Genomic DNA, 22,499 nt, shown 5'->3' with positions numbered 1-22,499 from the left:
AAAGGCGGCGTAAGACCCCATCTCTGGCCTCGCTATGATGGGATAATCACGCCCGCTTCCATCACGCGTCCCCTATCCTTCCCCCCAAAAACAGCCTTTTTCCTGGCTAGCGGGTGTCTAAGAACGCGTGCATGCATAGAGTGCATGATTTTGCATGCAAGAAAATGCATTTTTTACCCCCTGCCGCACCAGTAGCAGCGCGGCCTGCGGTCTCTCATGCACCTGCATGAAAAGCGACACATAAAGCGGGCAGGCGTGGCGGGGGTAGCATTGCGCGCCAGTGGGTTTTAACGATTTATTGGCGCTAAGAGTGCTGGGCCAGGCCCGCAATAAAATCGGCGTACCACTGCAACATGTCACGGCGTTTCTCAAGGTACTGAGCGTGGTTGTAAGTGCCGCGAATGGCGTTCTTGTCCACGTGGGCAAGCTGCATCTCTATCCAGGCGGTATTGAAGTCCTGCTCATGCAAAATCGTGGACATCATGTGCCTGAAGCCGTGGCCAGTGAGCCGACCGTGATAACCGATACGTTTGAGGAGCTGGTTGATACTCGCTTCGCTCATCGGTTTGTTCACATCATTCCGTCCCGAGAAAACATAGCGATAGTTACCCGTAAGCGTCTTCAGCTCATTCAATATAGCCACAGCCTGCGTCGATAATGGTACGAGATGGGCTCGACGCATTTTCATGCGCTCCTGCGGAATTTCCCAAAGCGCGTTATCCAGATCAACCTCATGCCATTGCGCCATGCGCAGCTCAATACCCCTGACTCCGGTCAACATCAGTAACTTCGTCGCCAGCTGTACCAACCGACTGCCGGAGTACATCTCCAGCGCCGCAAGAAAATCGGGGATTTCATCAACGGATAAAAAAGGATAATGAGTAGATTTTGGGCTAATCAAAACGCTGGAGAGATCAGCGGCTGGGTTGAACTCCGCCCGCCCGGTTGCCGTGGCATATCGGAAGACTTCACCACAGCGCTGTCTGACCTTACGCATTTTCTCAAGCGCCCCACGCGCCTCAATTTTGCGAAGCACTGTGAGTAGCTCAAGCGGCTTTATCGCCGAAATGGGATGCTGCCCCAGATAGGGGAAAATATCAATGTTGAACGCGTCCATGATATCGGCCGCATACCCTGCTGACCACGTCGCCAATTTGGACTGATGCCACTCCTTCGCGATCGCTTCAAAGGTGTTCGCATTCCCGTATAGCTGCGCCAGCTTTTTCTCTTTACGAACTGTGCTGGGGTTCTGCCCCTCAGCAACTAACTTTCTGGATTCATCGCGCTTTAACCGAGCATCGGCCAACGAAACGGCAGGATAGACGCCGAATGAAATCATCTTGGGCTTACCGGCAAAACGATAACGAAAGCGCCAGCTCTTGCTGCCATTGGGTTCGACCAAAAGGGATAAGCCCAACCCATCACTCAACGTGTAAGGTTTAGGGGTGGGTTTAGCATTCCGGATTTGTAAGTTATTAAGTCGCATGTGTATAGAAATTCAAGACCGAACAGAAGTACACGCAATTCTACACACACCTGATATTGGATTCCACAGGACAGCGCCGGACAGCCACGGACATAAAACCCAATCAATACATTGTTATTTAATATTTTTTTGGATGACTGCGGACGTTACAAGAAGAGGGTGTGGTGCCGATAATAGGAGTCGAACCTACGACCTTCGCATTACGAATGCGCTGCTCTACCAACTGAGCTATATCGGCATCGAGCCGGGCCTGCGGGGCAAGCCGGAAGTGCGTTGAACAAGGTAGACCTGTGCACGAAATGAGTCAATAGCCGCCGGGGCGTTTGGTTGTTTTGCAAGCAGCTATACTGCCGCGCGTTGGCCCTTCCAAAAAATCAGGGCGCAGCACGCTGCGCCCTGACGTCTTTACTGTCGCAATCCGGCCTTAGCTGCGCACCAGATCGTCGCCGTAGCCGATCCACTTGTAGGTGGTCAGCGCGTCCAGGCCCATCGGGCCGCGGGCGTGCAGTTTCTGGGTGCTTACCGCCACTTCCGCGCCCAGGCCGAACTGGCCGCCGTCGGTGAAGCGGGTGCTGGCGTTGACATACACCGCCGAGGAGTCCACCGCGCGCACGAAGTGCTCGGCGCTGCTCAGCGAGCGGGTGAGGATCGCGTCGGAGTGGTTGGTGCCGTGGGTGCGGATGTGGTCGATGGCCTGATCGATATCGTCCACCAGCAGCACGTTCAGATCCAGCGACAGCCATTCGTCGTCGTAATCTTCCGCGTTCACCGGCACCACCGTCGCCGGGCCCCCCTGCAGCAGCGGCAGCGCGTTTTCCGCCGCGTGCAGCGTCACGCCCGCCGCCGCCATTTTGGCGCTCAGCGCCGGCAGGAACTCGGTGGCGATGCTGCGGTGCACCAGCAGCGTCTCCAGCGAGTTACAGGCGCTCGGGCGCTGGATCTTGGCGTTCTCAATGACCGTCAGCGCCTTGTCGAAGTCGACGTCGGCATCCACGTAGGTGTGGCACACGCCGATGCCGCCGGTAATCACCGGGATGGTCGATTGCTCGCGGCACAGCTTGTGCAGGCCGGCGCCGCCGCGCGGGATCAGCATGTCGACATAGCGATCCAGGCGCAGCAGTTCGTTCACCAGCGCGCGATCCGGGCTGTCGATCGCCTGTACCGCCGCCGCCGGCAGGCCGCACTGTTCCAGCGCCTGCTGGATCACTTTCACCGTTGCCTGGTTGGTATTGTGCGTCTCTTTACCGCCGCGCAGGATCACCGCGTTGCCGGTTTTCAGGCACAGGCTGGCGACGTCGATGGTGACGTTCGGCCGCGCCTCGTAAATCACGCCGATCACGCCGAGCGGCACCCGGCGGCGCTCCAGCTTCAGCCCGCTGTCCAGCAGGTTGCCGTCCAGCACGTGGCCGACCGGATCGTTCAGGCGGCACACCTGGCGCACGTCGTTGGCGATCGCCGCCAGCCGCGCCGGAGTCAGCAGCAGGCGATCGAGCAGCGCTTCGCTCATGCCGGTGGCGCGCGCCTGCGCCATGTCTTGTTCGTTCGCCAGCAGGATCGCTTCGCTGTTGGCTTCCAGCCTGTCGGCCATTACCGACAGCACCTGATTCTTCTTCGCCGTGCTCAGCACCGCCAGCTGCCAGGAGGCCTGCTTGGCGGCCTTCCCCATCTGCTCCAGCATGCTCACTCCTTAACTGACAATCATGTCGTCGCGGTGCACTGCCACCGGACCGTATTCATAACCGAGGATTTCGCTGATTTCCTGCGAGTGGTGCCCAGCGATCATCCGCATCGCGTCGCTGTTGTAGCGGCTGACGCCGTGCGCCAGATCGCGCCCCGCCAGGTTGCGGATGCGGATCACTTCGCCGCGCGAGAAGTCGCCCTTCACTTCGCGAATGCCCTTCGGCAGCAGCGAGCTGCCGCGCGCCATCATCGCTTCCACCGCGCCATCGTCGACGGTGATCTCACCGGCCGGCGGCGCACCGAAGATCCAGCGCTTGCGGTTTTCCAGCGGGGTTTCCAGCGCGTGGAAACGGGTGCCCACCGGTTTGCCTTCGATCACGTCCGCCACCACGCCCGGCTTGCTGCCCGCGGCGATCACCACGTCGATGCCGGCGCGGCAGGCCACGTCGGCCGCCTGCAGCTTGGTGCCCATGCCGCCGGTGCCCAGGCCGGAGACGCTGTCGCCGGCGATGGCGCGCAGCGCGTCGTCGATGCCGTGCACTTCACGGATCAGTTCAGCCTGGGGGTTGTTACGCGGATCGGCGGTGTAGAGGCCCTGCTGATCGGTCAGCAGCAACAGTTTGTCGGCCCCGGCCAAGATGGCCGCCAGCGCCGACAGGTTATCGTTGTCGCCCACCTTGATTTCGGCGGTAGCGACGGCGTCGTTCTCATTGATTACCGGCACGATGCGGTTGTCCAGCAGCGCCGTCATGGTGTCGCGCGCGTTGAGGAAGCGCTCGCGGTCTTCCAGATCGGCGCGCGTCAGCAGCATCTGCCCGACGTGGATGCCGTAAATGGAGAACAGCTGTTCCCACAGCTGGATCAGCCGGCTCTGCCCCACCGCCGCCAGCAGCTGCTTGGAAGCGATAGTGGCGGGCAGCTCGGGGTAGCCCAGGTGTTCGCGCCCGGCGGCGATGGCGCCGGAGGTGACGATGACGATGCGGTGGCCCGCGGCGTGTTGCTGCGCGCACTGGCGCACCAATTCGACGATGTGGGCGCGGTTCAGACGCAGCGATCCGCCGGTCAACACGCTGGTGCCCAATTTCACAACCAATGTCTGGCTGCCGTTCATAGTATTTCTGCCGTGTGTAATGATGAGAAGAAGAGTGCAAAGGTCTTTGTAACAGGAGAGACGCGTTATGCCAACAGGCACAACGCGAAATCAGCACAATACGTGGTCAAACGGGGTCAGGCGGAGAGTTTGATCAGTTTTTCTTTGAAATCGTCGGCGGGTTCCAGCCCCAGTTCCATGGTCGCCAGCAGCTCGCCCAGGCGGCGATGGAAGTCGCGCAGGGTGTCTTCCAACTTGGCGCTCACTTCATCATCCTTAATGTTTTGCGCCATCCAGTCGCCTTCCTTGTCGAACAGGCCGAATTGGTACGAATAGGTGAAGCGCGCCTCTTCCGCCTGCAGCTCCATCCACCAGCCCCAGAACTCGCGCTTCTCCGGAGCGGGCTTTACATTGACGCAGACGGCCAAACAATCAAAGAAAAAACGGTCGTTTTCACATTGCCCTTCACGCAGGTACGGCCCCAAGCTGGCAAAACGTTTCATTAGTCGGCTTTTAGGGTGACCACTCGGTAACGTCATTCTCTAACCTCCTCAATGTAGACCACTCTTTTTAACAAACTGTTAAAATTTAGCAACTAATTAACGCATTTTGTCCCTCAGCCAACCGGACATCTGCAGCAACGCCCGGTGGAAGCTGTCGTAAACCGGGGTGCGCGGGATGGCGACCAGCTTGCCGCTCACCGAGGAGGTGACGATCAGCTGCGACTCCTCTTTCGGGCTGAGCGTATCGCGCTCCCAGTAGCCGGAGATCATCGGCGTCGGGCAGCGGCGCCCCAGCAACCCCTGCATTTTCAGCGAGTAGCTGTTCAGCTCCACCTTCAGCACGTTGTCGGAAGCGTTGGCCATGCCCATGCGGCTGGCCAGCACATCCATATACATGTCCGGCACGTTCAGCTGGGTGCTGCTGTCGCACAGCAGGCGATGCACCACCGGCCCCAGGCAGGCTACGCCGCGCAGCCGCTGCGGCTCCAGGTAGGCCAATCGCACCGCCACGTTGGCGCCGAAGCGGAAGCCAAAGGCGCTCACCCGCTGATGGTCCACCCACGGCACCGAGGCCAGCTGGATCAGCACCTGTTGGTGCAGGTAGCTGGAGTCCTGCGTCAGCTTCCATTTGCAAGAGGAGCCGATCGACGGCATGTCGAGCGTCAGCATGGCGATGCCGTGCGGCGCCAGGTAGTCGCGGAACAGGCGGTGGTAGTCGGTCTGCAGCGTGTCGAGGCTGCCGCACATCAGCACCGTCGGGAACGGCGCTTCGCCCTTCTCCGGCATGTGCAGGAAACCGGTGACGCTGCCGCCGCCCTCGATGCGAAACTCCAGCTCTTTCAGCTGATACGGCAGCAGCAGCGCCGCCTCTTCGTAAGCGCGGTTGGCGAGCATCTCCGCCTGTTCGGCCAGCTCGTCGCCCTTCAGGTGCGGGTAACCGGCGATGCTGTACAGGCTCGCGGCCTTCAGCCAGTATTCGCCGCCGAGCAGCGGATCCTGCTGCTCCGTCGCCCGCTGCTGCCACTGCATGCCCTGATGGATCCACTCGTAGATCCAGTTGCCGTTGCGGTAGCCCACCACGGTATCCAGCCGCTGCGGATTGCTGCGCTCGGCGTCCGAGGCGGCGATGCGCGCCAGCACTTCGTGGATTTCGATCGGGCTGACTCCGCGCCAGGCCCACAGCAGCGGATTCAGCATGCGGTACCAGCTGCCGGTGGTGTCGCCTTCCAACGCGGAATGCATGGCGGCGCTCACTTTGTTGCGCGCGCGCAGCACCAGCGTCGAGGTTTCAGGGTGTTTGAATTTAGGCTTGAAAAGAATTTCAGAAAGGTTGGCCTGTGCCATGGTAACAACAGCCTCCGTAAATCTGGCGATAGGCCGCAAAAGGCCTACTTAACTGGAGGTAGTGTACCTAACTCTGGCGGGATAAACCAAGATAACGCAAACGCCCGGCATAACCGGGCGTTGACTTAGAACTGGCTGGGCTTAGCGGCCGCCGATAGGGGGAACGAAGCTGACGCCCATGTCCCACGGCTGTTCGATCCAGGTATCCTGCGGGATGTCGACCTCGTAGTCGTCCACCAGCGGACGGCCCGCCGGTTTGGCGAAGATGGTCACGAAATGCGCTTTCGGGTACATGTCGCGGATCGCTTTCGCGGTGCCGCCGGTATCCACCAGATCATCCACCACGATGAAGCCTTCACCGTCGCCTTCGGCGCGCTTGAGCACTTTCATTTCGCGTTGGTTGTCATGGTCATAGCTGGAAATGCAGACGGTATCCACATAGCGGATGCCCAGTTCGCGCGCCAGCAGGCCCGCCGGTACCAGACCGCCGCGGCTTACGGCAATGATGCCTGTCCATTTGTCGGCAGGCAGCAGGCGGTGCGCCAGCTTGCGTGCGTGCATTTGCAGCATATCCCAGGTAACAACGTATTTTTCGCTCATAGAATCGTGTCCCAGCCGGCGGTGAAGCGGCTTATTTTATAGTTCAGGGGAAAAAAGGTTGCGCGAGATTATAGAGACTGGCCGCATTGAATTCCAGCTGTACCGAGGAAAACCTCGCGATTTCCGCCGCGCGGCTTTTCGGTGATTGATGCTGAAAAAGCGAACATTCCCGCAGCGAAGCCGTGTGATCAAGCGCTTAAACCGCACAATACGGTGCGCGCACCGCCGGAAATAAAGTGATATTCTCTGGTGATCGTGCCACGACGCACAGATACCCGCTCACCTCAACCGCGCGGCACGCCCGTCCTGTCGGAGCCTGCCGTCACAGGAGACTTATAGTGTCTGAATTGTCTCAGCTTTCGCCACAGCCGCTGTGGGATATTTTCGCCAAGATCTGTTCTATCCCGCATCCTTCTTATCATGAAGAAGCGCTGGCGCAGCACATCCTCACCTGGGCCAAAGAAAAGAACCTGCACGCCGAGCGCGATCAGGTCGGCAATATCCTGCTGCGCAAGCCGGCCACCAAAGGCATGGAAAACCGCAAGCCGGTCGCGCTGCAGGCGCACCTGGACATGGTGCCGCAAAAGAATAACGACACCGTACACGACTTCGCCAAGGATCCGATCCAGCCTTATATCGCCGGCGAGTGGGTGAAAGCGCGCGGCACCACGCTGGGCGCCGACAACGGCATCGGCATGGCCTCCGCCCTAGCGGTGCTGGCCGACGACAGCGTTGAGCACGGCCCGCTGGAAGTGCTGCTGACCATGACCGAAGAAGCAGGCATGGACGGCGCCTTCGGGCTGCAGCCGAACTGGCTGCAGGCGGACATCCTGATCAATACCGACTCCGAAGAAGAAGGCGAAATCTACATGGGTTGCGCCGGTGGTATCGACTTCATCACTACCCTGCCGCTGCAGCGCGAAGCGGTGCCGGCCGGTTACCAAACCCTGAAGCTGACCCTCAAGGGCCTGAAAGGCGGCCACTCCGGCGCCGAGATCCACGTCGGGCTGGGCAATGCCAACAAGCTGCTGGCACGCTTCCTGTTCGCCCACGCGGCGGCGCTGAACCTGCGCGTGCTGGATCTGAACGGCGGCACCCTTCGCAACGCCATCCCGCGTGAAGCCTCCGCGGTGGTTGCGGTGCCGGCAGACAAGGCCGACGCGCTGAAAGCGCTGAGCCAGGAGTTCCTGGCCGTGCTGCAGAATGAACTCTCCGCCAAAGAGAAGAACATCACCGTGCTGCTGGAGCCGACCACCAGCGCTTCGCAGGCGCTGAGCGCCGACAGCCAGCAGCGCTTCCTGGCGCTGCTGAACGGCACGCCGAACGGCGTGATCCGCATGAGCGACGCGGTGAAAGGCGTGGTGGAAACCTCGCTGAACGTCGGCGTGGTCACCACCAGCGAAAACGAAGCGGAAATCATCTGCCTGATCCGCTCCCTGATCGACAGCGGCAAAGACTACGTGGTCGAGATGCTGACCGCGCTGGGCCAGCTGGCCGGCGCCAAAGTGGCGCCGAAGGGCGGCTACCCGGGCTGGCAGCCGGATGCCGACTCGCCGGTGATGCACCTGGTGCGCGAGCTGTATCAGGATCTGTTCGACAAGACGCCGAACATCATGGTGATCCACGCCGGTCTGGAATGCGGTCTGTTCAAAAAACCGTATCCAAACATGGACATGGTATCGATCGGGCCCACCATCACCGGCCCGCACTCGCCGGATGAGCAGGTGCATATCGAAAGCGTCGGTCTGTACTGGAAGCTGCTGATCTCGCTGCTGAAAGCGATCCCTGAGCGCGCGTAAGCTGCGCGCTTAACGCAAAAAGCCGGCGAGTCGCCGGCTTTTTTATTCCCAAGGCAGCGCCAACTGCCGCTCCAACTGCGGATCGAGCAGCGTCACATGCAGCCCCACCAGCCGCACGCCACGCCCTTCGCGCCGCTCGCGCCACGCCTGCCGCGCCACCTCCAGCAAATCCTGCCGATTCAACACCGGGAACACGTGCTCCTGGGTGGTTTGCTGAAAATCCTGAAACTTCAGCTTCACGCCCTGCCGGGCGATGTGCAGATCCGGTTTGACCTTGCGCAGCCGCATCTCCAGCTCGGGATAGAGTTTGTCGATAATCAGCGTTTCGCAGTCTTCCCAGTCGTGAATATCTTCCGCCAGCGTGCGCTCCACCCCCACCGATTTGCGCAGCCGCTCAGGAGAGATTTCGCGCCTATCGATGCCCTGACACCGCTCCCACAGCACCCGGCCGAACTTGCCGAAGCGCTTGAGCAACTGCGCCAAATCGTATTGCTGCACGTCGGCGCAGGTGATAAGCCCCACGGCCTCCAGCCGCTTGGCGGTCACCTTGCCGACGCCGGGGATCTTGCTGAGCGGCAGCTGTTGCAAAAACGCCGGCACCTGCGGCGGCGTGATCACGTACTGCCCGTTCGGCTTGTTCATCTCGGAGGCGATTTTGGCGAGAAACTTGATCGGCGCAACGCCGGCCGAGGCGGTGAGGTTCAGCTCGTCGGCGATAGCCTGGCGGATTTCCTGGGCGATCAGCGTCGCCGAACCGTTGCATTGCGGGCTGTCGGTCACGTCAAGATAGGCCTCGTCGAGCGACAGCGGCTCGATCAACGGGGTATAGCGAGCGAAGATTTCGCGGATGTGCAGCGAGGCCTCTTTGTAGGCCGCCATGCGCCCCGGCAGCAGGGTGAGATGCGGGCACAGCTTGAGCGCCATCGCCGTGGACATGGCGCTGTGCACGCCGTAGCGCCGCGCCGGGTAGTTGGCGGTGCTGATCACCCCACGCCGATCGGCGCTGCCGCCAATCGCCAGCGGGATATCGCGCAGGCTGGGATCGTCGCGCATTTCCACCGCCGCGAAGAAGCAGTCCATATCGACATGAATGATTTTACGCATCGCACCCTCCAGTAACACTGTATAAGTATACAGTCAGATACCGAAAGCTCAAGGCCTCAGGGTTCGATGAAAGCGCCGTTTCCGCCAGATATTTCCGCGTTGTTAAAAAAGCTTAATTTTTCAATAGTATGATTTCCGTATCCCGTGCGGCTCACCACAACGATAATGACAAGGTACCCTACATGATCAGATTTTCTCATTGGCTGCTGGCTTCCGCGCTATCCCTTAGCGCACTGGCGGCCAGCGCCGCCACCGGTCACGCGCCGGCGATCGTCGCCCACCGCGGCGGCACCGCCGATGCGCCGGAGAACACCCGCATCGCCATCGAAACCGCGCTGAAAAACGGCGCCGACGCCATCTGGATCACCCTGCAAGCATCCAAAGACGGCGTCATCGTGCTGTATCGCCCTTCGGATCTGAAAACATTGACCAACCGGCAGGGCCCGGTTTCTGCCTATACCGCCGCGCAGCTGGCCGAGACCGACGCCGGCTGGGCCTTCGCCAGGGGGGATGCGCATCCGTTCCGCGGCCAGGGTATCGGCATTCCCCGGCTCGACGACGTGCTTAAAGCTTTTCCTCACGTCACCTTTTATCTGGACATCAAATCCCCGGACGCCGATCCGGCGCAGTTTGGCCAGGCGCTGCTGGCGACGCTGGAAAGCACCGACAGCCTGAACCGCACCCGCGTCTACTCCACCGACGCCAAATACCTGCAGGCGCTGCCGCCGGCTATCCCACGCTTCGAAAGCCGCGACGAGACCCGCACGCTGCTGGCTAACGTCACCATGGCGCACCAGTGCGACGTCAAACCGGACAACCGGCAGCCGCGCTGGTACGGGCTGGAGTTGAAGCGCGAGGTGGAAGTGGTGGAGAAATATACCCTCGGCGAAGGGCGTTCGAAGGCATTTCTCACCTGGGATAAAGAGTCGATGGACTGCTTCCGCTCGCAGGGCCCGGCGCACATCATCCTGTTCGGCGTCAACTCGCCACAGGAATATCAGCAGGCGCTGGCGCTGGGCGCCGACGGCGTGATGGTCAACTCACCGGCCGAGGCAAAAAGCTTCCGCAAGGTGAAATAACAATAGAACACCGGAGAAAATCTGAGGAAATGGGGATACTCACGCTCCCCAATGAAGGGAATTTCTCCGGGATTTCACGATCAATCAATATTAATATTTTATTTTTTATCAATTAAATATATTAAAAATAAAACGTATAGCCACATAATATTCGGTGCATAAATATCCTCTTCTCATAATGCGATCAACGTCTATTTTTCGAACAAAACATCACCATTAGTGACGACAATACTCTAGGATCTGGCCATCTTTGGAAACACGCCAACAATCAGTCTTTCTTAGACTTTTCTAAATAGCACCTCCACTCATCTAAATAGCTCTACGGGTATCAACATATGTTATGGCATCGGAGGGCTAGAGAATAATGGAATGATTTAAAAGGAATTATATGTCGATAACTTTTAACAAACTTTGGGAAAAACATCCTCAAATCAATGGGGATGAGTATCCATGCCGCACTGCCCATGGTAATAAATCATTTTATAATCAGTATGCTATACGCATCCGTTCAGCTTTGGTTCATTGTGGGTATGATGTCAGTAAATTGTCAGGCGTGAACTTTTGTTGGTTACACAAGAAAAGTGAGGGCCATATTTTGCGTGCTGAAGAACTGGCAAATGCTTTAGCACGAACACCGATACCGGGGCTAGGATGCATGGTAAAAGTCACACCCAACCAGTTTGAGCGGGTGCTGAAAGGCAAAACCGGCATTATCTTTTTTAAAGATTACTGGCAGCGAGGGAATGAAAACTTTCGCAATCGCTCGGGAGATCATATAGATCTGTTGAATGGTTCTCGTTTAACCACACTATCGAGCTATTTTCGTATTCAATGGGGGCTTTCTTGGGATGGACGTTTTAGCGATTTCTTTAAATCAAAAGAAGTCTGGTTCTGGCAGGTGATATGAAACGGATAGCAGCAATTATTGCCGGTGCGATAATAGGTATCGGCCTCATGCTCCTGGCTTTTCCCTTTCTCTCAGACTGGATTATTGGCCACGTTGAGGGCGAGGATCAGATGTCGGCTAACTTCGAGTTGCTGGCGATTGGCCTAGTGTTGTGCTGTTTCGTGGGAGGTTCACTCGGCAACCTAGCCTATTCCAAAAGCAAATAACCCCTCATAAATGAATGCGGTAACATATTTTTGAACACTGATGCCTTACATAGATATGAAAAACTTCCGCAAAGCGAAATAAATAACCGACTAACGGCATAAGGCGGTTCGACAAACTCGCCTTATGCCTGTCTGACTTTCAACGCCCATTAGTGGACAGGAACCACCTGGATGGTGCCATTTTCATTGCGTACACTAAACCCTGCCCCAAATAGCCGGGCGGCAGGCTCAAGACCTTTACTTCGTTTATCCCGCGACAACAGCGTCACCGATACCCCGTAAGACCTCCCGTCTTCGAATTTATAGTTATCGTCGGGAATACACGTAGCCGCAGTGACACAGGCATCTCGTTATCCGCGAAGTTCTTGCCGAAGATAGCGTTGGCGTTGCCGATTTCTTCGATAATGACGCCGGCCAACCGCTCGTCCCCTTCCGGTTGAACCCGCACGCAAACGTGGTTCTCAACCACAGTGACGTTGGCCGCGTAGTTCTTTGGCCTCGGATCGTTCATGTGCATGCAGCCGGCAAGCAGCAAAGTCAGCGTTCCAGCCAAAAAAATGCGGTTCATCCTGTTACCTCTGCTTAAGAAACTGAGAAAGCGCATATTCGTATTTTCTGGCGATCGTTTTATCCGTTACGCCCTGAAAATTCGCGCCATTGTTAATCGCGCACAGCCCAACTTTCATACGCCTTTCGGCTAAGGCCCAAATAAAAAACCCGGCCAAGGCCGGGTTTTCGCTACAGCTACAGAATGCGGTGTTTGTCCAACTGCTCGCGCCGCTGTGCCGCTTTGGCTTCGCGCTTTTTGCGCGCATCGCACGGCTCTGGGCAGTCGCAGACTTTCTCCATCCCCAATGCGGTGATGCCGCCGCAGCTGCCCTGCAGGCTTTTGCGTTTGAACACGTAACCCAGCGACATCCCGCCGACGATCAGCAGGAACAACACGAAGGTGGCGGCGAATACCGTCAGCATAGCAACCTCACGAACGCTTTTTCAGGTAGGGTTTGAACGCGTCCGAATAGCGCTCCTCAAACCCGTCGGCGGTTTTCACGATCATGAACACCGGGATGCCAAGCAGATTGGCCAGCGCCAGGCCGCGCTCCGGCCCCATCACGTTCAGGCCGGTGGACAGGCCGTCGGCGGTCATACAGGTCGGGCTCAGCACGGTGATCGACACCAAACGGTGGTTGATCGGCCGGCCGGTGATCGGATCGATGGTGTGCGAATAGCGCACCCCGTCCTGCTCGAAGTAGTTGCGATAGTCACCCGAGGTGGCGATCGACATCTGCCCCGGTTGGATCACCAGCTGCGCCTGCTGCTGCGCGCCGGCGGTCGGGCGCTCGATGGCGATGCGCCACGGCTTTTGCTCGCCGTTATGCCCGCGCGTGCGCACCTCACCGCCGATATCCACCATGTAGTTTTGCACGTGTTGCGATTGCAGATACTCCGCCACCACGTCCACGCCGTATCCTTTGGCGATCGACGACAGGTCGACATACAGCTCGGGGATGCTTTTCACCAGCGCGCTGCCCTGCACCGCCAGTTTATCGGCACCGGTCCAGGCGCGACGGTGCGCCAGCTCCGCCTCGCTCGGCACTTTATCCGGCCGCCCTTCCGGGCCGAAGCCCCACAGGTTGACCAGCGGCCCGACGGTCACGTCCAGCGCGCCATCGGTCACGCGGTTGATGCGCAGCGCTTCGCGCACCACCTCGGCGGTCGCCGGCGAAACAGGGAACGGCCGGTCAATGTCGCGGCTGGCGTTGAAGCGGCTCAGCTCGGAATCCGGCCGGTAGGTGGACATCTGGTCGTTCACCTGCTCCAGCCGTTTGTCGATCTCCGCCTGCATCTCGCGCGCCGACGGCGTATCGTCGCCGGTCACGTAACGGATCGAATACGAGGTGCCCATGGTTTTACCCGTCAGGTCCACCTGCTCCGGCCCGCAGCCGGTCAGCAGCAGGGTGGCGCTCAGCGCCACGCCCGTCAGCCAGTTCTTCATCGCCAATGCGCGCATTTAGCCACCAAAGTCATCCAGCATGATGTTTTCGTCTTCGACGCCCAGATCTTTCAGCATCTTGATCACCGCAGCGTTCATCATCGGCGGCCCGCACATGTAAAACTCGCAGTCCTCCGGCGCCGGGTGATTCCTCAGGTAGTTCTCCAGCAGAACATTATGGATAAAGCCGGTGTAGCCGGTCCAGTTATCTTCCGGCTGCGGATCCGACAGCGCCACGTGCCAGGTGAAGTTGTCGTTCTCCGCCTGCAGCTGGTTGAAGTCGTCTTCATAGAACATCTCGCGCAGCGAACGCGCGCCGTACCAGAAGGTGATCTTGCGCTTCGAGTTCAGGCGCTTGAGCTGATCGAAGATGTGCGAACGCATCGGCGCCATGCCCGCGCCGCCGCCGATGAAGATCATTTCGGCGTCGGTCTCCTTGGCGAAGAACTCGCCGAACGGCCCGGAGATCGTCACCTTGTCACCCGCCTTCAGCGACCAGATATAGGAAGACATGATGCCCGGCGGCACGTCCGGGTTGTTCGGCGGCGGCGTGGCGATACGCACGTTGAGCATGATGATGCCCTTCTCTTCCGGGTAGTTGGCCATCGAGTAGGCGCGCACCGTGGTGTCGTTCACCGTCGAGCGGTAGCGGAACAGGTTGAACTTGTCCCAGTCGCCGCGATACTCCTGCGGCACGTCGAAGTCGGCGTAGCTGATGTCGTGCGCCGGGGCTTCGATCTGGATGAAGCCGCCCGCGCGGAACGGCACGTCTTCGCCATCGGGGATCTTCAGCTTCAGCTCTTTGATAAAGGTGGCTTTGTTATCGTTGGAGATAACCTCGCACTCCCATTTCTTCACGCCGAAGATCTCTTCCGGCAGCTCGATCTTCAGGTTCTGCTTCACGTTCACCTGGCACGCCAGGCGGCAACCCTCTTTCGCTTCGCGCTTGTTGATGTGCGAGAGCTCGGTCGGCAGGATATCGCCGCCGCCCTCTTTGATCACCACCCGGCACTGGCCGCAGGAACCGCCGCCGCCGCAGGCCGAGGAGACGAAAATCCCCTGGCTGGAGAGCACGTTAAGCAGCTTGTCGCCCGCCGGCGCATGGAAGCTCTTATCCAGATCGCCGTTGATCTCCACCGCGATGTCGCCGGTGTTCACCAGCTTCGATTTGGCGAACAGGATCAGCAATACCAACACCATCACGATGGTGGTGAACATTGCTACGCCTAAAATAATTTCCATAAATTCTTCCCGCCTTTACAACTGAACACCGGAGAAGGACATGAAGCCCAGCGCCATCAGTCCGGTGGTGATAAAGGTAATGCCCAGGCCGCGCAGTCCCGCCGGCACGTTGGCATACTTGAGTTTTTCGCGGATCCCCGCCATGGCGACGATCGCCAGCATCCAGCCGGTGCCGGAACCAAAGCCGTACACCACCGATTCAGCAAAGTTGTAGTCGCGCTGCACCATGAAGGACACGCCGCCGAAGATGGCGCAGTTCACGGTGATGAGCGGCAGGAAGATGCCGAGCGCGTTATACAGCGACGGGAAGAAGCGATCGAGGATCATCTCCAAAATCTGCACCAGCGCCGCGATCACGCCGATGAAGGTGATGAAGTTGAGGAAGCTCAGATCGACGCCTTCCACCAGCGCACCGTCACGCAGGATCAGGTTGTAGACCAGGTTGTTCACCGGCACCGAAATGCCGAGCACGATGGTCACCGCAATGCCCAGGCCAAAGGCGGTCGAGACCTTCTTCGAGACCGCCAGGAAGGTACACATCCCGAGGAAGAACGCCAGCGCCATGTTCTCGACGAACACCGCGCGCACAAACAGGCTGATATAGTGTTCCATCGGCCTTTACTCCTTTTCGATCTGCGCCGGCTTCAGGGTGCGCAGCACCCAGATCAGCAGGCCGATGATGAAGAACGCGCTCGGCGCCAGCAGGAACAGACCGTTCGGCTGATACCAGCCGCCGTTCTGCACCGTTTCCAGCACCGGGACGCCGAACAGCTTGCCGGAGCCAATCAGCTCGCGCAGGAAACCGACCAGCACCAGGATCACCCCGTAGCCCAGCCCGTTGCCGATGCCGTCCATAAAGCTCTCGATCGGCGGCGACTTCATGGCGTAAGCCTCGGCGCGCCCCATCACGATACAGTTGGTGATGATAAGGCCGACGAACACCGACAGCTGCTTGGAGATCTCGAACGCATAGGCGCGCAACAGCTGATCGACCACGATCACCAGCGAGGCGATGATCGCCATCTGCACGATGATGCGCACGCTGTTGGGAATATGGTGACGGATCAGCGAGATGAAGAAGCTGGAGAACGCCGTGACCAGCGTCACCGCAATGGTCATCACCACCGCCGTCTCCAGCTTGGTGGTCACCGCCAACGCAGAACAGACGCCCAACACCTGCAGGGCGATCGGGTTATTGTCGAACAGCGGCCCCAGTAGGACCCGCTTTATCTCTTTGGAATCAGCCATTTTTCAGCGCTCCTTCACGAACTTTTTTCAGGAACGGGCCGAAGCCGTGCTCGCCCAACCAGAAATCAAACGTATGCTGCACGCCGTTGGAGGTCAGCGTGGCGCCGGACAGGCCGTCCACCCCGTGTACATCCCCCTGACGCGCGCCGCCTTTCACCACGCGGATCGCCGGCTGGCCGTTATCGTCAAACAGCTGTTTGCCGACCCACTGCTGGCGCCAGGACGGGTTCTCGACCTCACCGCCCAACCCCGGGGTTTCCCCCTGGTCGTAGTAGGTGATGCCCTTGACCGTGTTGCCATCGTTATCCAACGCCACGAAGGCGTACATCATCGACCACAGGCCGGTGCCGTATACCGGCAGCACAATCTTGTTCACCTGGCCGCTTTCATCGCGCACCAGGTAGATTTCCGCCTGATTGCTGCGGCGCTTGATGCCGGCCGGATCGTCGCCCGCCGCCAGCGCCACGCTTTTGGCGTCGTCGCGCAGCGCGGCGCCCAGATCGAACGCCGCCGCCTTGCCGGCGACAAACTCGCCGCTGTTGAGATCCACCAGGCGCGGTTCGATGCGCTCGCTGTACAGATGCTTGACCTGCTCGCTCTCCATTTTCGGCTGCAACAGGCCGGCTACATCGAGAATATTGCGCTGCTTGTCGAGCAGCTTTTGCTCCTGCTGTTTGGACTTCAGGCCGACGGCGGAGCCCGCCACCACCACTGAACACACCAGACACAGCAGCAGCACTACCAGCAGCGTTTTACCGATGCCGTCGTTTTTCGCTTCATTCGCCACGGGCTTTTCTCCGCTTGATGTTGGCCTGCACCACCAGATAATCGAACAGCGGTGCGAACAGGTTGGCGAACAGGATCGCCAGCATCATGCCTTCCGGATAGGCGGGGTTGACCACCCGAATCAGCACGCACATCACGCCGATCAGAATGCCGTACCACCATTTCCCCTTGTTGGTGAAGGAGGCGGAAACTGGGTCGGTCGCCATAAAGATCATGCCGAAGGCGAAACCGCCCAGCACCAGATGCCAGTGCCACGGCATGGCGAACATCGGGTTGGTATCGGAACCGATGGCGTTGAACAACAGGGCGGAAGCCACCATGCCGAGCATTACGCCGGCGACGATGCGCCAGGAGGCCACGCGGCCGAACAGGATAATCGCCCCGCCGATCAGGATCATCAGCGTGGAGACTTCCCCGATGGAGCCAGGAATGTTGCCGAGGAAGGCGTCCATCCAGCTGATGGACTGGCCGGTGGCCACGTTGCTCAGGCTGTGCGCCCCGCCTGCGCTCCACTGCGCCAGCGGCGTCGCGCCGGAGAAACCGTCCGCAGAGGTCCACACCAGATCGCCGGAGATCTGCGCCGGATAGGCGAAGAACAGGAAGGCGCGGCCGGCCAACGCCGGGTTGAGGAAGTTGCGCCCGGTGCCGCCGAAGATCTCTTTGGCCACCACCACGCCGAAAGTGATGCCCAGCGCCGCCTGCCACAGCGGCAGGGTCGGCGGTACGATCAGCGCGAACAGGATAGAGGTGACGAAGAAGCCTTCGTTGACCTCATGCTTGCGGATAATGGCGAACAGCACTTCCCAGAAGCCGCCGACGACGAACACCACGGCGTAGATCGGCAGGAAGTAACAGGCGCCCAGCACCATCTTGCTGACCCAGCCGGCGTCGGCCGCCAGCGAAGCGCCGAGCCACTGCGCCAGGCGATAATGCCAGTCGCCCGCCAGCACCTGTTGCAGCTCGTCGCCGCTGTACAGATGGTGCAGCGCCGGGATCGCCTGCTGGCCGACGTTGTACATGCCCCAGAACATCGTCGGGAACACTGCCAGCCACACCAGGATCATCATGCGTTTCAAATCGATGGCGTCGCGCACGTGCGAAGCGCCGCGCGTCACCGTGCCGGGGGTATAAAACACCGTGGTGGTTGCTTCATACAGCGGGTACCACTTTTCCAGTTTGCCGCCCGGCGTGAAGTGATGCTCTATCTTCTCAAAATAATTCTTCAGGCCCATCGGTTATCCTTCCTGCTCAATCTTGGTCAGCACCTCGCGCAGCACCGGCGCGTACTCATACTTGCCGGGGCAAACGAAGGTGCACAGCGCCAGATCTTCCTCATCCAGCTCCAGACAGCCCAGCGCCTGCGCGCTGTCGCTGTCGCCCGCCAGCAGATCGCGCAGCAGCAGCGTCGGCAAAATATCCAGCGGCATCACCCGCTCGTAGTTGCCGATCGGCACCATGGCGCGCTCGCCGCCGTGGGTGGTGGTCGAGAAGGCGAACAGTTTGTTCTTCAGGAAGTGGCCCAGCGTGGTGCGGGTAATGGAGAACTTGTTCGGCGAAGGCACGATCCAACCGAACAGCTCTTTGTCGCGCCCTTCTTCCAGCACCGACACCTGCGAGTGGAAACGGCCGAGCCAGGCGTTCGGGCCAGCGGCGTGCATGCCGTTCAGCACCGAACCGGAGATCACCCGGTTCTCGCCGTCTTTCAGGCGGCCGGCGGTCAGCTCCTCGAGGCTGGCCCCCAGGCGAGTACGCAGCAGCGCCGGCTGCGCCACCTGCGGCCCGGCCAGCGCCACGACCCGGCAGGTATCGAGCTTGCCGGTGGTGAACAGCGTGCCGATGGCGATGACGTCCTGGTAGCCGATGTGCCAAACGGTTTTCTTCAGGCTGACCGGTTCCAGGAAGTGAATGTGAGTGCCCACCAGCCCGGCGGGGTGCGGGCCGGCAAATTCGCTGTAGGCGATCTGCGGGCTGCTCTGCTGGCCAACGGAGGCGCCGGCGGCGTGACATACGTGTACCTTGCCCGCCGTCAGGCGCGCCAACACCAGCAGCCCGGCGTTGAACGCCGCCTGCTGTTCGGCGATGATCACCTGCGGATCGGCGGCCAACGGCTGGGTATCCATCGCGGTGACGAAAATGGCGCGCGCTTCGCTGCCGGGGCTCGGCGTTTTGCTGAACGGACGGGTGCGCAGCGCGGTCCACAGGCCGCTGGCGATCAGTTCGCTCTCGACCTGTTCGCGCGGCAACTGGGCCAGTTCACCCAGCGGGTAGTGCGCAAACTCGAGCTGATCGTCGCCGCCGTTTTCCAGCGCAATCACCACCGATTGCAATACGCGCCGTTCGCCGCGGTTAATCGCATCGATGCGGCCGCTGGCGGGAGCCGTGAAGAAAACCCCGGGGTTTTTCTTATCTTCGAACAACGCCTGGCCTTTCTTAACGGTATCGCCTTCCTGCACCAGCATGGAGGGACGCATTCCGACATACTCTTCCCCAAGCAGGGCGACATGCTGAATGTTCGGGCCGTCTTGGATCGCCTGAACCGGAGCCCCGGCTATCGGCAGATCTAACCCTTTTCTGATCTTAATCATAGGATTTATACGATGTAGTTGGGTTTACACGTCTGCCCGGCCCCAGAGGCGGGTGCTGACGATGCCAGGATTGCCGGGCAGTGCGCATGGCGGCACGCCCAACATGAACTTTCTCGCAGTGAAAAATTGGGGTAACGCGCATTCCCTTGATTCCCCCCTTTCCGTTGTTTGCTCGACAGTCGATGTGTTAACGGCCTGTAGCCAAATAACCATCAAAACGGCCGGGTTATATGCCATAACCCCTGCCGTTTCAATCGCCACAGCGCGTTAAATTGAAGAGGGAATATTAACATTGTTCGCAACATTGTTCTGCGTTCCGTCGTGACTTGGGTCAAGCAAACGCAATTAAATTTCGCCTGTTTTTCACTACTTATCGTTAAAATCTGCCGGTCATTTCACTTTTATCGAGCTTTGTCGTTTTTTTATACATATCACGTATTGCTAAAAATAAACGCGCTGGTAATCTGGCGGTGTTTTGCAGCAGTAAAAACAATAATCAGTGGCATGCTGGCCAACCTCAATTGCGCCGGCAGATAAATATAAGCAGGAATAATAATGAGCAAAATCGCGCTGTTGTTTGCGATGCTTGTTTCTATGCCGATGATCACGGCCTGCAGCGCCAGCGAGCAGGTACCCGAAGCGCCGGTAGTTAAACAGCAATTATTGGGTTCGCCGGTCTATATTCAGATCTTCAAAGAGGAACGCAAGCTGGAATTGTATGCCAAAATGGGCAATGAATTCCGCCTGGTCAACACGTTCCCGATCTGTAATTTCTCCGGCGGGCTGGGCCCTAAACGTCGTGAAGGCGATTTTAAAAGTCCGGAAGGCTTTTATAGCGTTGACGCACGCCATCTGAAACCCGACAGCAAGTATTATCGGGCGATCAATATCGGTTTCCCTAATGATTACGACAAGTCGCAGGGCTATTCCGGCGCTTATCTGATGATCCACGGCGAATGTAAATCGATCGGCTGTTACGCGATGACCAACACCTATATGGATGAGATCTATCGCTACGTCGAAGCCGCCTTCGCCTATGGACAAAGCCGCGTCGACATCAGCATCTACCCGTTCCGCATGACCGAGCAAAACCTCAAGCGCCATGCGTCATCCAGCTATATCGCCTTCTGGCGCCAGCTGAAGCCGGGCTACGATTACTTCGCGAAGAACCACCAGCCGCCGACAATGGGCGTGCTCAATGGCCAGTACGTCTTGGGTCAACCGTTGATGAGCAGCGGCGGCATGATGACGCAGTACGCGTCAGCCAGCCCGACGCCCAACACCAACCCCTTCGCTCAGAACAAGCCGCTCACCGAAGTGAAATAACGCGAACTCGCCTGGCTCAATCTTGTGCCAGGTTTCGTTGGCGGTCAGCGGTTGGGTGGCGATCACCGTGACCACATCGTTCGGTGTGGTCTGCTGCTGAAAATCGATTTCCACATCCTGATCGAGCAGCGTCGCCTTGCCGAACGGCGCGCGGCGCGTGATCCAATACAGGTTGGTGGAGCAATAGGCCATCACGAAGCGCCCGTCCGACAACAGCATGTTGAACACCCCTTTCTTGCGCAGCTGGCTCGCCAACAGGCCGATGTAGCGGAAAACCGCCGGCCACTGGCTCGGAGTGCGCGGGTATTTCAGCGCCAGCTGATGCAGCAGCCAGCAGAACGCGTATTCGCTGTCGGTCTGGCCGACCGGGCGAAACGTGCCGGTATCCAGCTGACGATAGCCTTTCAATTGGCCGTTGTGTGCATAGGTCCAGTTGCGGCCCCACAGTTCGCGGGTGAACGGGTGGGTGTTTTCCAGCGCCACTTCGCCGCGGTTAGCCTGGCGAATATGGGACACCACCGCACAGGACTTGATCGGGTAATCCTGCACCAGGCGGGCGATCGGCGAGTTGAAGCTCGGCTGCGGATCCTTGAATGTGCGGCAGCCGTTCCCTTCATAGAAGGTAATGCCCCAGCCATCCTTATGCGGCCCGGTACGGCCGCCGCGCTGTACCAGGCCGGTAAAGCTGAAGCAGATATCGGTCGGTACGTTTGCGCTCATCCCGAGCAGTTCACACATCGCCAGCACTCCTTAACCACACTGACACAGGCTGTGCGGGCCATGCGGCGCCCGCAGTCTTATTCATGGGGAGCCGCAGCTCCCCGCAGGCTATCAAGCCTTAACCATCTCTTTTTCGATCAGCTGAATCAAGATGTGAATCGCTTTGATGTGGATTTCCTGAATGCGGTCGGCGTAGCCGAAGTGCGGCACGCGAATTTCCACATCGGCGGAACCCGCCATCTTGCCGCCGTCCTTGCCGGTCAGGGTGATCACTTTCATCCCCTTGGCGCGCGCCGCATCGATGGCTTTGATGATGTTGCCGGAGTTGCCGGAGGTGGAAATGCCCAGCAGCACGTCGCCTTCGCGGCCTACCGCTTCTACATAGCGAGAGAATACGTACTCATAGCCGAAGTCGTTGCTGACGCAGGACAGGTGGCTCACGTCCGAGATGGCAATCGCCGGGTAGCCCGGACGGTTTTCACGGTAGCGGCCGGTCAGCTCTTCGGCGAAGTGCATCGCGTCGCAATGGGAACCGCCGTTGCCGCAGGAAATCACTTTACCGCCGGCTTTGAAGGAATCCGCCAGCAGCACCGCCGCACGTTGGATGGCGTCGATGTTGGCGTCGTCATTGATAAATTTCGCCAGGGTATCAGCCGCTTCGTTCAGTTCACTGCGAATAAGGTCGTGGTACATGAGGAACCTCTTGTTATCGTCAAATCTTCCGCTTCGCAGTGTACCGGATCGCGGAAACAGCGAGAAGCATTCTCAGCCAAACAGCGCGCCGGTTAAGGAAGCGGAGAG

23 protein-coding genes and 1 tRNA gene are annotated in these 22,499 nt (G+C 59.1%); 5 read left to right on the top strand and 19 right to left on the bottom strand.

The genetic code is table 11. The features are described from left to right. Window positions 1-304: 304 nt before the first annotated feature. The 7 genes from C9411_RS24135 to gpt form a co-directional block, all read right to left on the bottom strand. The gene (locus tag C9411_RS24135) at window positions 305-1,486 is read right to left on the bottom strand and encodes an integrase arm-type DNA-binding domain-containing protein (RefSeq protein ID WP_046688294.1); all 1,182 of its coding nucleotides are present in this window, start codon (window positions 1,484-1,486) and stop codon (window positions 305-307) included. A 162-nt stretch (window positions 1,487-1,648) separates the two neighbouring features. Beyond that, window positions 1,649-1,724: transfer RNA gene (locus C9411_RS24130), tRNA-Thr, on the bottom strand. A 186-nt stretch (window positions 1,725-1,910) separates the two neighbouring features. Then, entirely contained in the window at window positions 1,911-3,164 is a 1,254-nt protein-coding gene (proA, locus tag C9411_RS24125; protein WP_049272387.1) for a glutamate-5-semialdehyde dehydrogenase, read from the bottom strand. 9 nt (window positions 3,165-3,173) lie between these two features. Continuing rightward, entirely contained in the window at window positions 3,174-4,277 is a 1,104-nt protein-coding gene (proB, locus tag C9411_RS24120) for a glutamate 5-kinase (protein WP_015376738.1), read from the bottom strand. Between the two features lie 116 nt (window positions 4,278-4,393). Beyond that, window positions 4,394-4,795, bottom strand: coding sequence for a sigma factor-binding protein Crl (gene crl / locus C9411_RS24115; protein WP_107228071.1), 402 nt, complete (start codon window positions 4,793-4,795; stop codon window positions 4,394-4,396). Between the two features lie 60 nt (window positions 4,796-4,855). Continuing rightward, complete coding sequence (gene frsA, locus C9411_RS24110) at window positions 4,856-6,103, bottom strand: esterase FrsA (RefSeq protein WP_021504999.1); 1,248 nt, start codon at window positions 6,101-6,103, stop codon at window positions 4,856-4,858. Between the two features lie 141 nt (window positions 6,104-6,244). Then, on the bottom strand, window positions 6,245-6,703 hold the full coding sequence (gene gpt / locus C9411_RS24105; protein WP_025301674.1) for a xanthine phosphoribosyltransferase: 459 nt from the start codon (window positions 6,701-6,703) through the stop codon (window positions 6,245-6,247). Window positions 6,704-7,041: 338 nt separating this feature from the next. On the opposite strand from gpt, the gene pepD reads away from it, so the two are divergent. Next, window positions 7,042-8,502, top strand: a complete 1,461-nt coding sequence (gene pepD, locus C9411_RS24100) for a beta-Ala-His dipeptidase (protein WP_107228070.1) — start codon at window positions 7,042-7,044, stop codon at window positions 8,500-8,502. A gap of 42 nt (window positions 8,503-8,544) precedes the next feature. On the opposite strand, the gene dinB is transcribed toward pepD, so the two are convergent. Then, the gene (gene dinB, locus C9411_RS24095; protein ID WP_107228069.1) at window positions 8,545-9,606 is read right to left on the bottom strand and encodes a DNA polymerase IV; all 1,062 of its coding nucleotides are present in this window, start codon (window positions 9,604-9,606) and stop codon (window positions 8,545-8,547) included. A gap of 182 nt (window positions 9,607-9,788) precedes the next feature. On the opposite strand from dinB, the gene C9411_RS24090 reads away from it, so the two are divergent. The 3 genes from C9411_RS24090 (at window position 9,789) to C9411_RS24080 (ending at window position 11,798) form a co-directional block, all read left to right on the top strand. Further along, the gene (locus C9411_RS24090) at window positions 9,789-10,685 is read left to right on the top strand and encodes a glycerophosphodiester phosphodiesterase family protein (protein WP_107228068.1); all 897 of its coding nucleotides are present in this window, start codon (window positions 9,789-9,791) and stop codon (window positions 10,683-10,685) included. Window positions 10,686-11,073: 388 nt separating this feature from the next. Continuing rightward, window positions 11,074-11,592 carry a T6SS effector amidase Tae4 family protein gene (locus tag C9411_RS24085; protein ID WP_107228067.1) on the top strand — a complete coding sequence of 173 codons (519 nt, stop codon included), beginning with the start codon at window positions 11,074-11,076 and terminating at the stop codon, window positions 11,590-11,592. Then, window positions 11,589-11,798, top strand: coding sequence for a hypothetical protein (locus C9411_RS24080; RefSeq protein WP_033651022.1), 210 nt, complete (start codon window positions 11,589-11,591; stop codon window positions 11,796-11,798). Before C9411_RS24085 ends, C9411_RS24080 begins: the two co-directional genes overlap by 4 nt. A 265-nt stretch (window positions 11,799-12,063) precedes the next feature. Here the strand turns inward: C9411_RS24080 and C9411_RS24075 are convergent, their stop codons facing one another. The 9 genes from C9411_RS24075 to C9411_RS24030 all read right to left on the bottom strand — a co-directional run bounded on the left by C9411_RS24075 (window position 12,064) and on the right by C9411_RS24030 (window position 19,652). After that, window positions 12,064-12,366, bottom strand: a complete 303-nt coding sequence (locus C9411_RS24075; RefSeq protein ID WP_107228066.1) for a putative T6SS immunity periplasmic lipoprotein — start codon at window positions 12,364-12,366, stop codon at window positions 12,064-12,066. Between the two features lie 176 nt (window positions 12,367-12,542). Continuing rightward, entirely contained in the window at window positions 12,543-12,770 is a 228-nt protein-coding gene (nqrM, locus tag C9411_RS24065) for a (Na+)-NQR maturation NqrM (protein WP_004930244.1), read from the bottom strand. A 7-nt stretch (window positions 12,771-12,777) separates the two neighbouring features. Continuing rightward, window positions 12,778-13,809: an FAD:protein FMN transferase gene (locus tag C9411_RS24060; protein WP_063990834.1), complete on the bottom strand. Its 1,032-nt coding sequence runs from the start codon at window positions 13,807-13,809 to the stop codon at window positions 12,778-12,780. Beyond that, window positions 13,810-15,033, bottom strand: a complete 1,224-nt coding sequence (gene nqrF, locus C9411_RS24055) for an NADH:ubiquinone reductase (Na(+)-transporting) subunit F (RefSeq protein ID WP_033637209.1) — start codon at window positions 15,031-15,033, stop codon at window positions 13,810-13,812. Window positions 15,034-15,048: 15 nt separating this feature from the next. Then, window positions 15,049-15,645 (bottom strand): NADH:ubiquinone reductase (Na(+)-transporting) subunit E, encoded by a 597-nt coding sequence (gene nqrE / locus C9411_RS24050; RefSeq protein WP_004930235.1) that lies wholly within the window; start codon window positions 15,643-15,645, stop codon window positions 15,049-15,051. Between the two features lie 6 nt (window positions 15,646-15,651). Further along, a complete protein-coding gene (locus tag C9411_RS24045; protein WP_004930232.1) occupies window positions 15,652-16,281 on the bottom strand; it encodes an NADH:ubiquinone reductase (Na(+)-transporting) subunit D in 630 nt (209 codons plus the stop codon). Further along, a complete protein-coding gene (locus tag C9411_RS24040) occupies window positions 16,274-17,068 on the bottom strand; it encodes a Na(+)-translocating NADH-quinone reductase subunit C (RefSeq protein ID WP_063990832.1) in 795 nt (264 codons plus the stop codon). Before C9411_RS24040 ends, C9411_RS24045 begins: the two co-directional genes overlap by 8 nt. Further along, on the bottom strand, window positions 17,058-18,299 hold the full coding sequence (locus tag C9411_RS24035; RefSeq protein ID WP_063990831.1) for an NADH:ubiquinone reductase (Na(+)-transporting) subunit B: 1,242 nt from the start codon (window positions 18,297-18,299) through the stop codon (window positions 17,058-17,060). Before C9411_RS24035 ends, C9411_RS24040 begins: the two co-directional genes overlap by 11 nt. 3 nt (window positions 18,300-18,302) lie before the next feature. Further along, on the bottom strand, window positions 18,303-19,652 hold the full coding sequence (locus C9411_RS24030) for a Na(+)-translocating NADH-quinone reductase subunit A (RefSeq protein WP_107228065.1): 1,350 nt from the start codon (window positions 19,650-19,652) through the stop codon (window positions 18,303-18,305). Window positions 19,653-20,207: 555 nt separating this feature from the next. On the opposite strand from C9411_RS24030, the gene dpaA reads away from it, so the two are divergent. Then, window positions 20,208-20,978, top strand: coding sequence for a peptidoglycan meso-diaminopimelic acid protein amidase (gene dpaA / locus C9411_RS24020; RefSeq protein ID WP_063990829.1), 771 nt, complete (start codon window positions 20,208-20,210; stop codon window positions 20,976-20,978). On the opposite strand, the gene C9411_RS24015 is transcribed toward dpaA, so the two are convergent. Together C9411_RS24015 and lpcA are read right to left on the bottom strand one after the other, a co-directional pair. Next, window positions 20,913-21,716 carry a class II glutamine amidotransferase gene (locus tag C9411_RS24015; protein ID WP_004930222.1) on the bottom strand — a complete coding sequence of 268 codons (804 nt, stop codon included), beginning with the start codon at window positions 21,714-21,716 and terminating at the stop codon, window positions 20,913-20,915. The two genes, dpaA and C9411_RS24015, sit on opposite strands and share 66 nt — an antisense overlap. A 93-nt stretch (window positions 21,717-21,809) precedes the next feature. Then, window positions 21,810-22,391, bottom strand: a complete 582-nt coding sequence (gene lpcA / locus C9411_RS24010; protein ID WP_004930220.1) for a D-sedoheptulose 7-phosphate isomerase — start codon at window positions 22,389-22,391, stop codon at window positions 21,810-21,812. Window positions 22,392-22,499: the final 108 nt, after the last annotated feature.

It is taken from the genome of Serratia sp. Nf2, assembly GCF_003028435.1.
Taxonomy (GTDB): domain Bacteria; phylum Pseudomonadota; class Gammaproteobacteria; order Enterobacterales; family Enterobacteriaceae; genus Serratia; species Serratia marcescens_L.
The sequence above is the reverse complement of the archived record's forward strand: the minus strand, read 5'-3'. Positions and strand labels throughout refer to the sequence as shown.

Bases quoted from the DNA above. Each gene is read 5' to 3' on its own strand.
- C9411_RS24135 (WP_046688294.1), bottom strand. From the start codon at position 1,486: ATGCGACTTAATAACTTACAAATCCGGAATGCTAAACCCACCCCTAAA.
- proA (WP_049272387.1), bottom strand. From the start codon at position 3,164: ATGCTGGAGCAGATGGGGAAGGCCGCCAAGCAGGCCTCCTGGCAGCTG.
- proB (WP_015376738.1), bottom strand. From the start codon at position 4,277: ATGAACGGCAGCCAGACATTGGTTGTGAAATTGGGCACCAGCGTGTTG.
- crl (WP_107228071.1), bottom strand. From the start codon at position 4,795: ATGACGTTACCGAGTGGTCACCCTAAAAGCCGACTAATGAAACGTTTT.
- frsA (WP_021504999.1), bottom strand. From the start codon at position 6,103: ATGGCACAGGCCAACCTTTCTGAAATTCTTTTCAAGCCTAAATTCAAA.
- gpt (WP_025301674.1), bottom strand. From the start codon at position 6,703: ATGAGCGAAAAATACGTTGTTACCTGGGATATGCTGCAAATGCACGCA.
- dinB (WP_107228069.1), bottom strand. From the start codon at position 9,606: ATGCGTAAAATCATTCATGTCGATATGGACTGCTTCTTCGCGGCGGTG.
- C9411_RS24090 (WP_107228068.1), top strand. From the start codon at position 9,789: ATGATCAGATTTTCTCATTGGCTGCTGGCTTCCGCGCTATCCCTTAGC.
- C9411_RS24085 (WP_107228067.1), top strand. From the start codon at position 11,074: ATGTCGATAACTTTTAACAAACTTTGGGAAAAACATCCTCAAATCAAT.
- C9411_RS24080 (WP_033651022.1), top strand. From the start codon at position 11,589: ATGAAACGGATAGCAGCAATTATTGCCGGTGCGATAATAGGTATCGGC.
- C9411_RS24075 (WP_107228066.1), bottom strand. From the start codon at position 12,366: ATGAACCGCATTTTTTTGGCTGGAACGCTGACTTTGCTGCTTGCCGGC.
- nqrM (WP_004930244.1), bottom strand. From the start codon at position 12,770: ATGCTGACGGTATTCGCCGCCACCTTCGTGTTGTTCCTGCTGATCGTC.
- C9411_RS24060 (WP_063990834.1), bottom strand. From the start codon at position 13,809: ATGCGCGCATTGGCGATGAAGAACTGGCTGACGGGCGTGGCGCTGAGC.
- nqrF (WP_033637209.1), bottom strand. From the start codon at position 15,033: ATGGAAATTATTTTAGGCGTAGCAATGTTCACCACCATCGTGATGGTG.
- nqrE (WP_004930235.1), bottom strand. From the start codon at position 15,645: ATGGAACACTATATCAGCCTGTTTGTGCGCGCGGTGTTCGTCGAGAAC.
- C9411_RS24045 (WP_004930232.1), bottom strand. From the start codon at position 16,281: ATGGCTGATTCCAAAGAGATAAAGCGGGTCCTACTGGGGCCGCTGTTC.
- C9411_RS24035 (WP_063990831.1), bottom strand. From the start codon at position 18,299: ATGGGCCTGAAGAATTATTTTGAGAAGATAGAGCATCACTTCACGCCG.
- C9411_RS24030 (WP_107228065.1), bottom strand. From the start codon at position 19,652: ATGATTAAGATCAGAAAAGGGTTAGATCTGCCGATAGCCGGGGCTCCG.
- dpaA (WP_063990829.1), top strand. From the start codon at position 20,208: ATGAGCAAAATCGCGCTGTTGTTTGCGATGCTTGTTTCTATGCCGATG.
- C9411_RS24015 (WP_004930222.1), bottom strand. From the start codon at position 21,716: ATGTGTGAACTGCTCGGGATGAGCGCAAACGTACCGACCGATATCTGC.
- lpcA (WP_004930220.1), bottom strand. From the start codon at position 22,391: ATGTACCACGACCTTATTCGCAGTGAACTGAACGAAGCGGCTGATACC.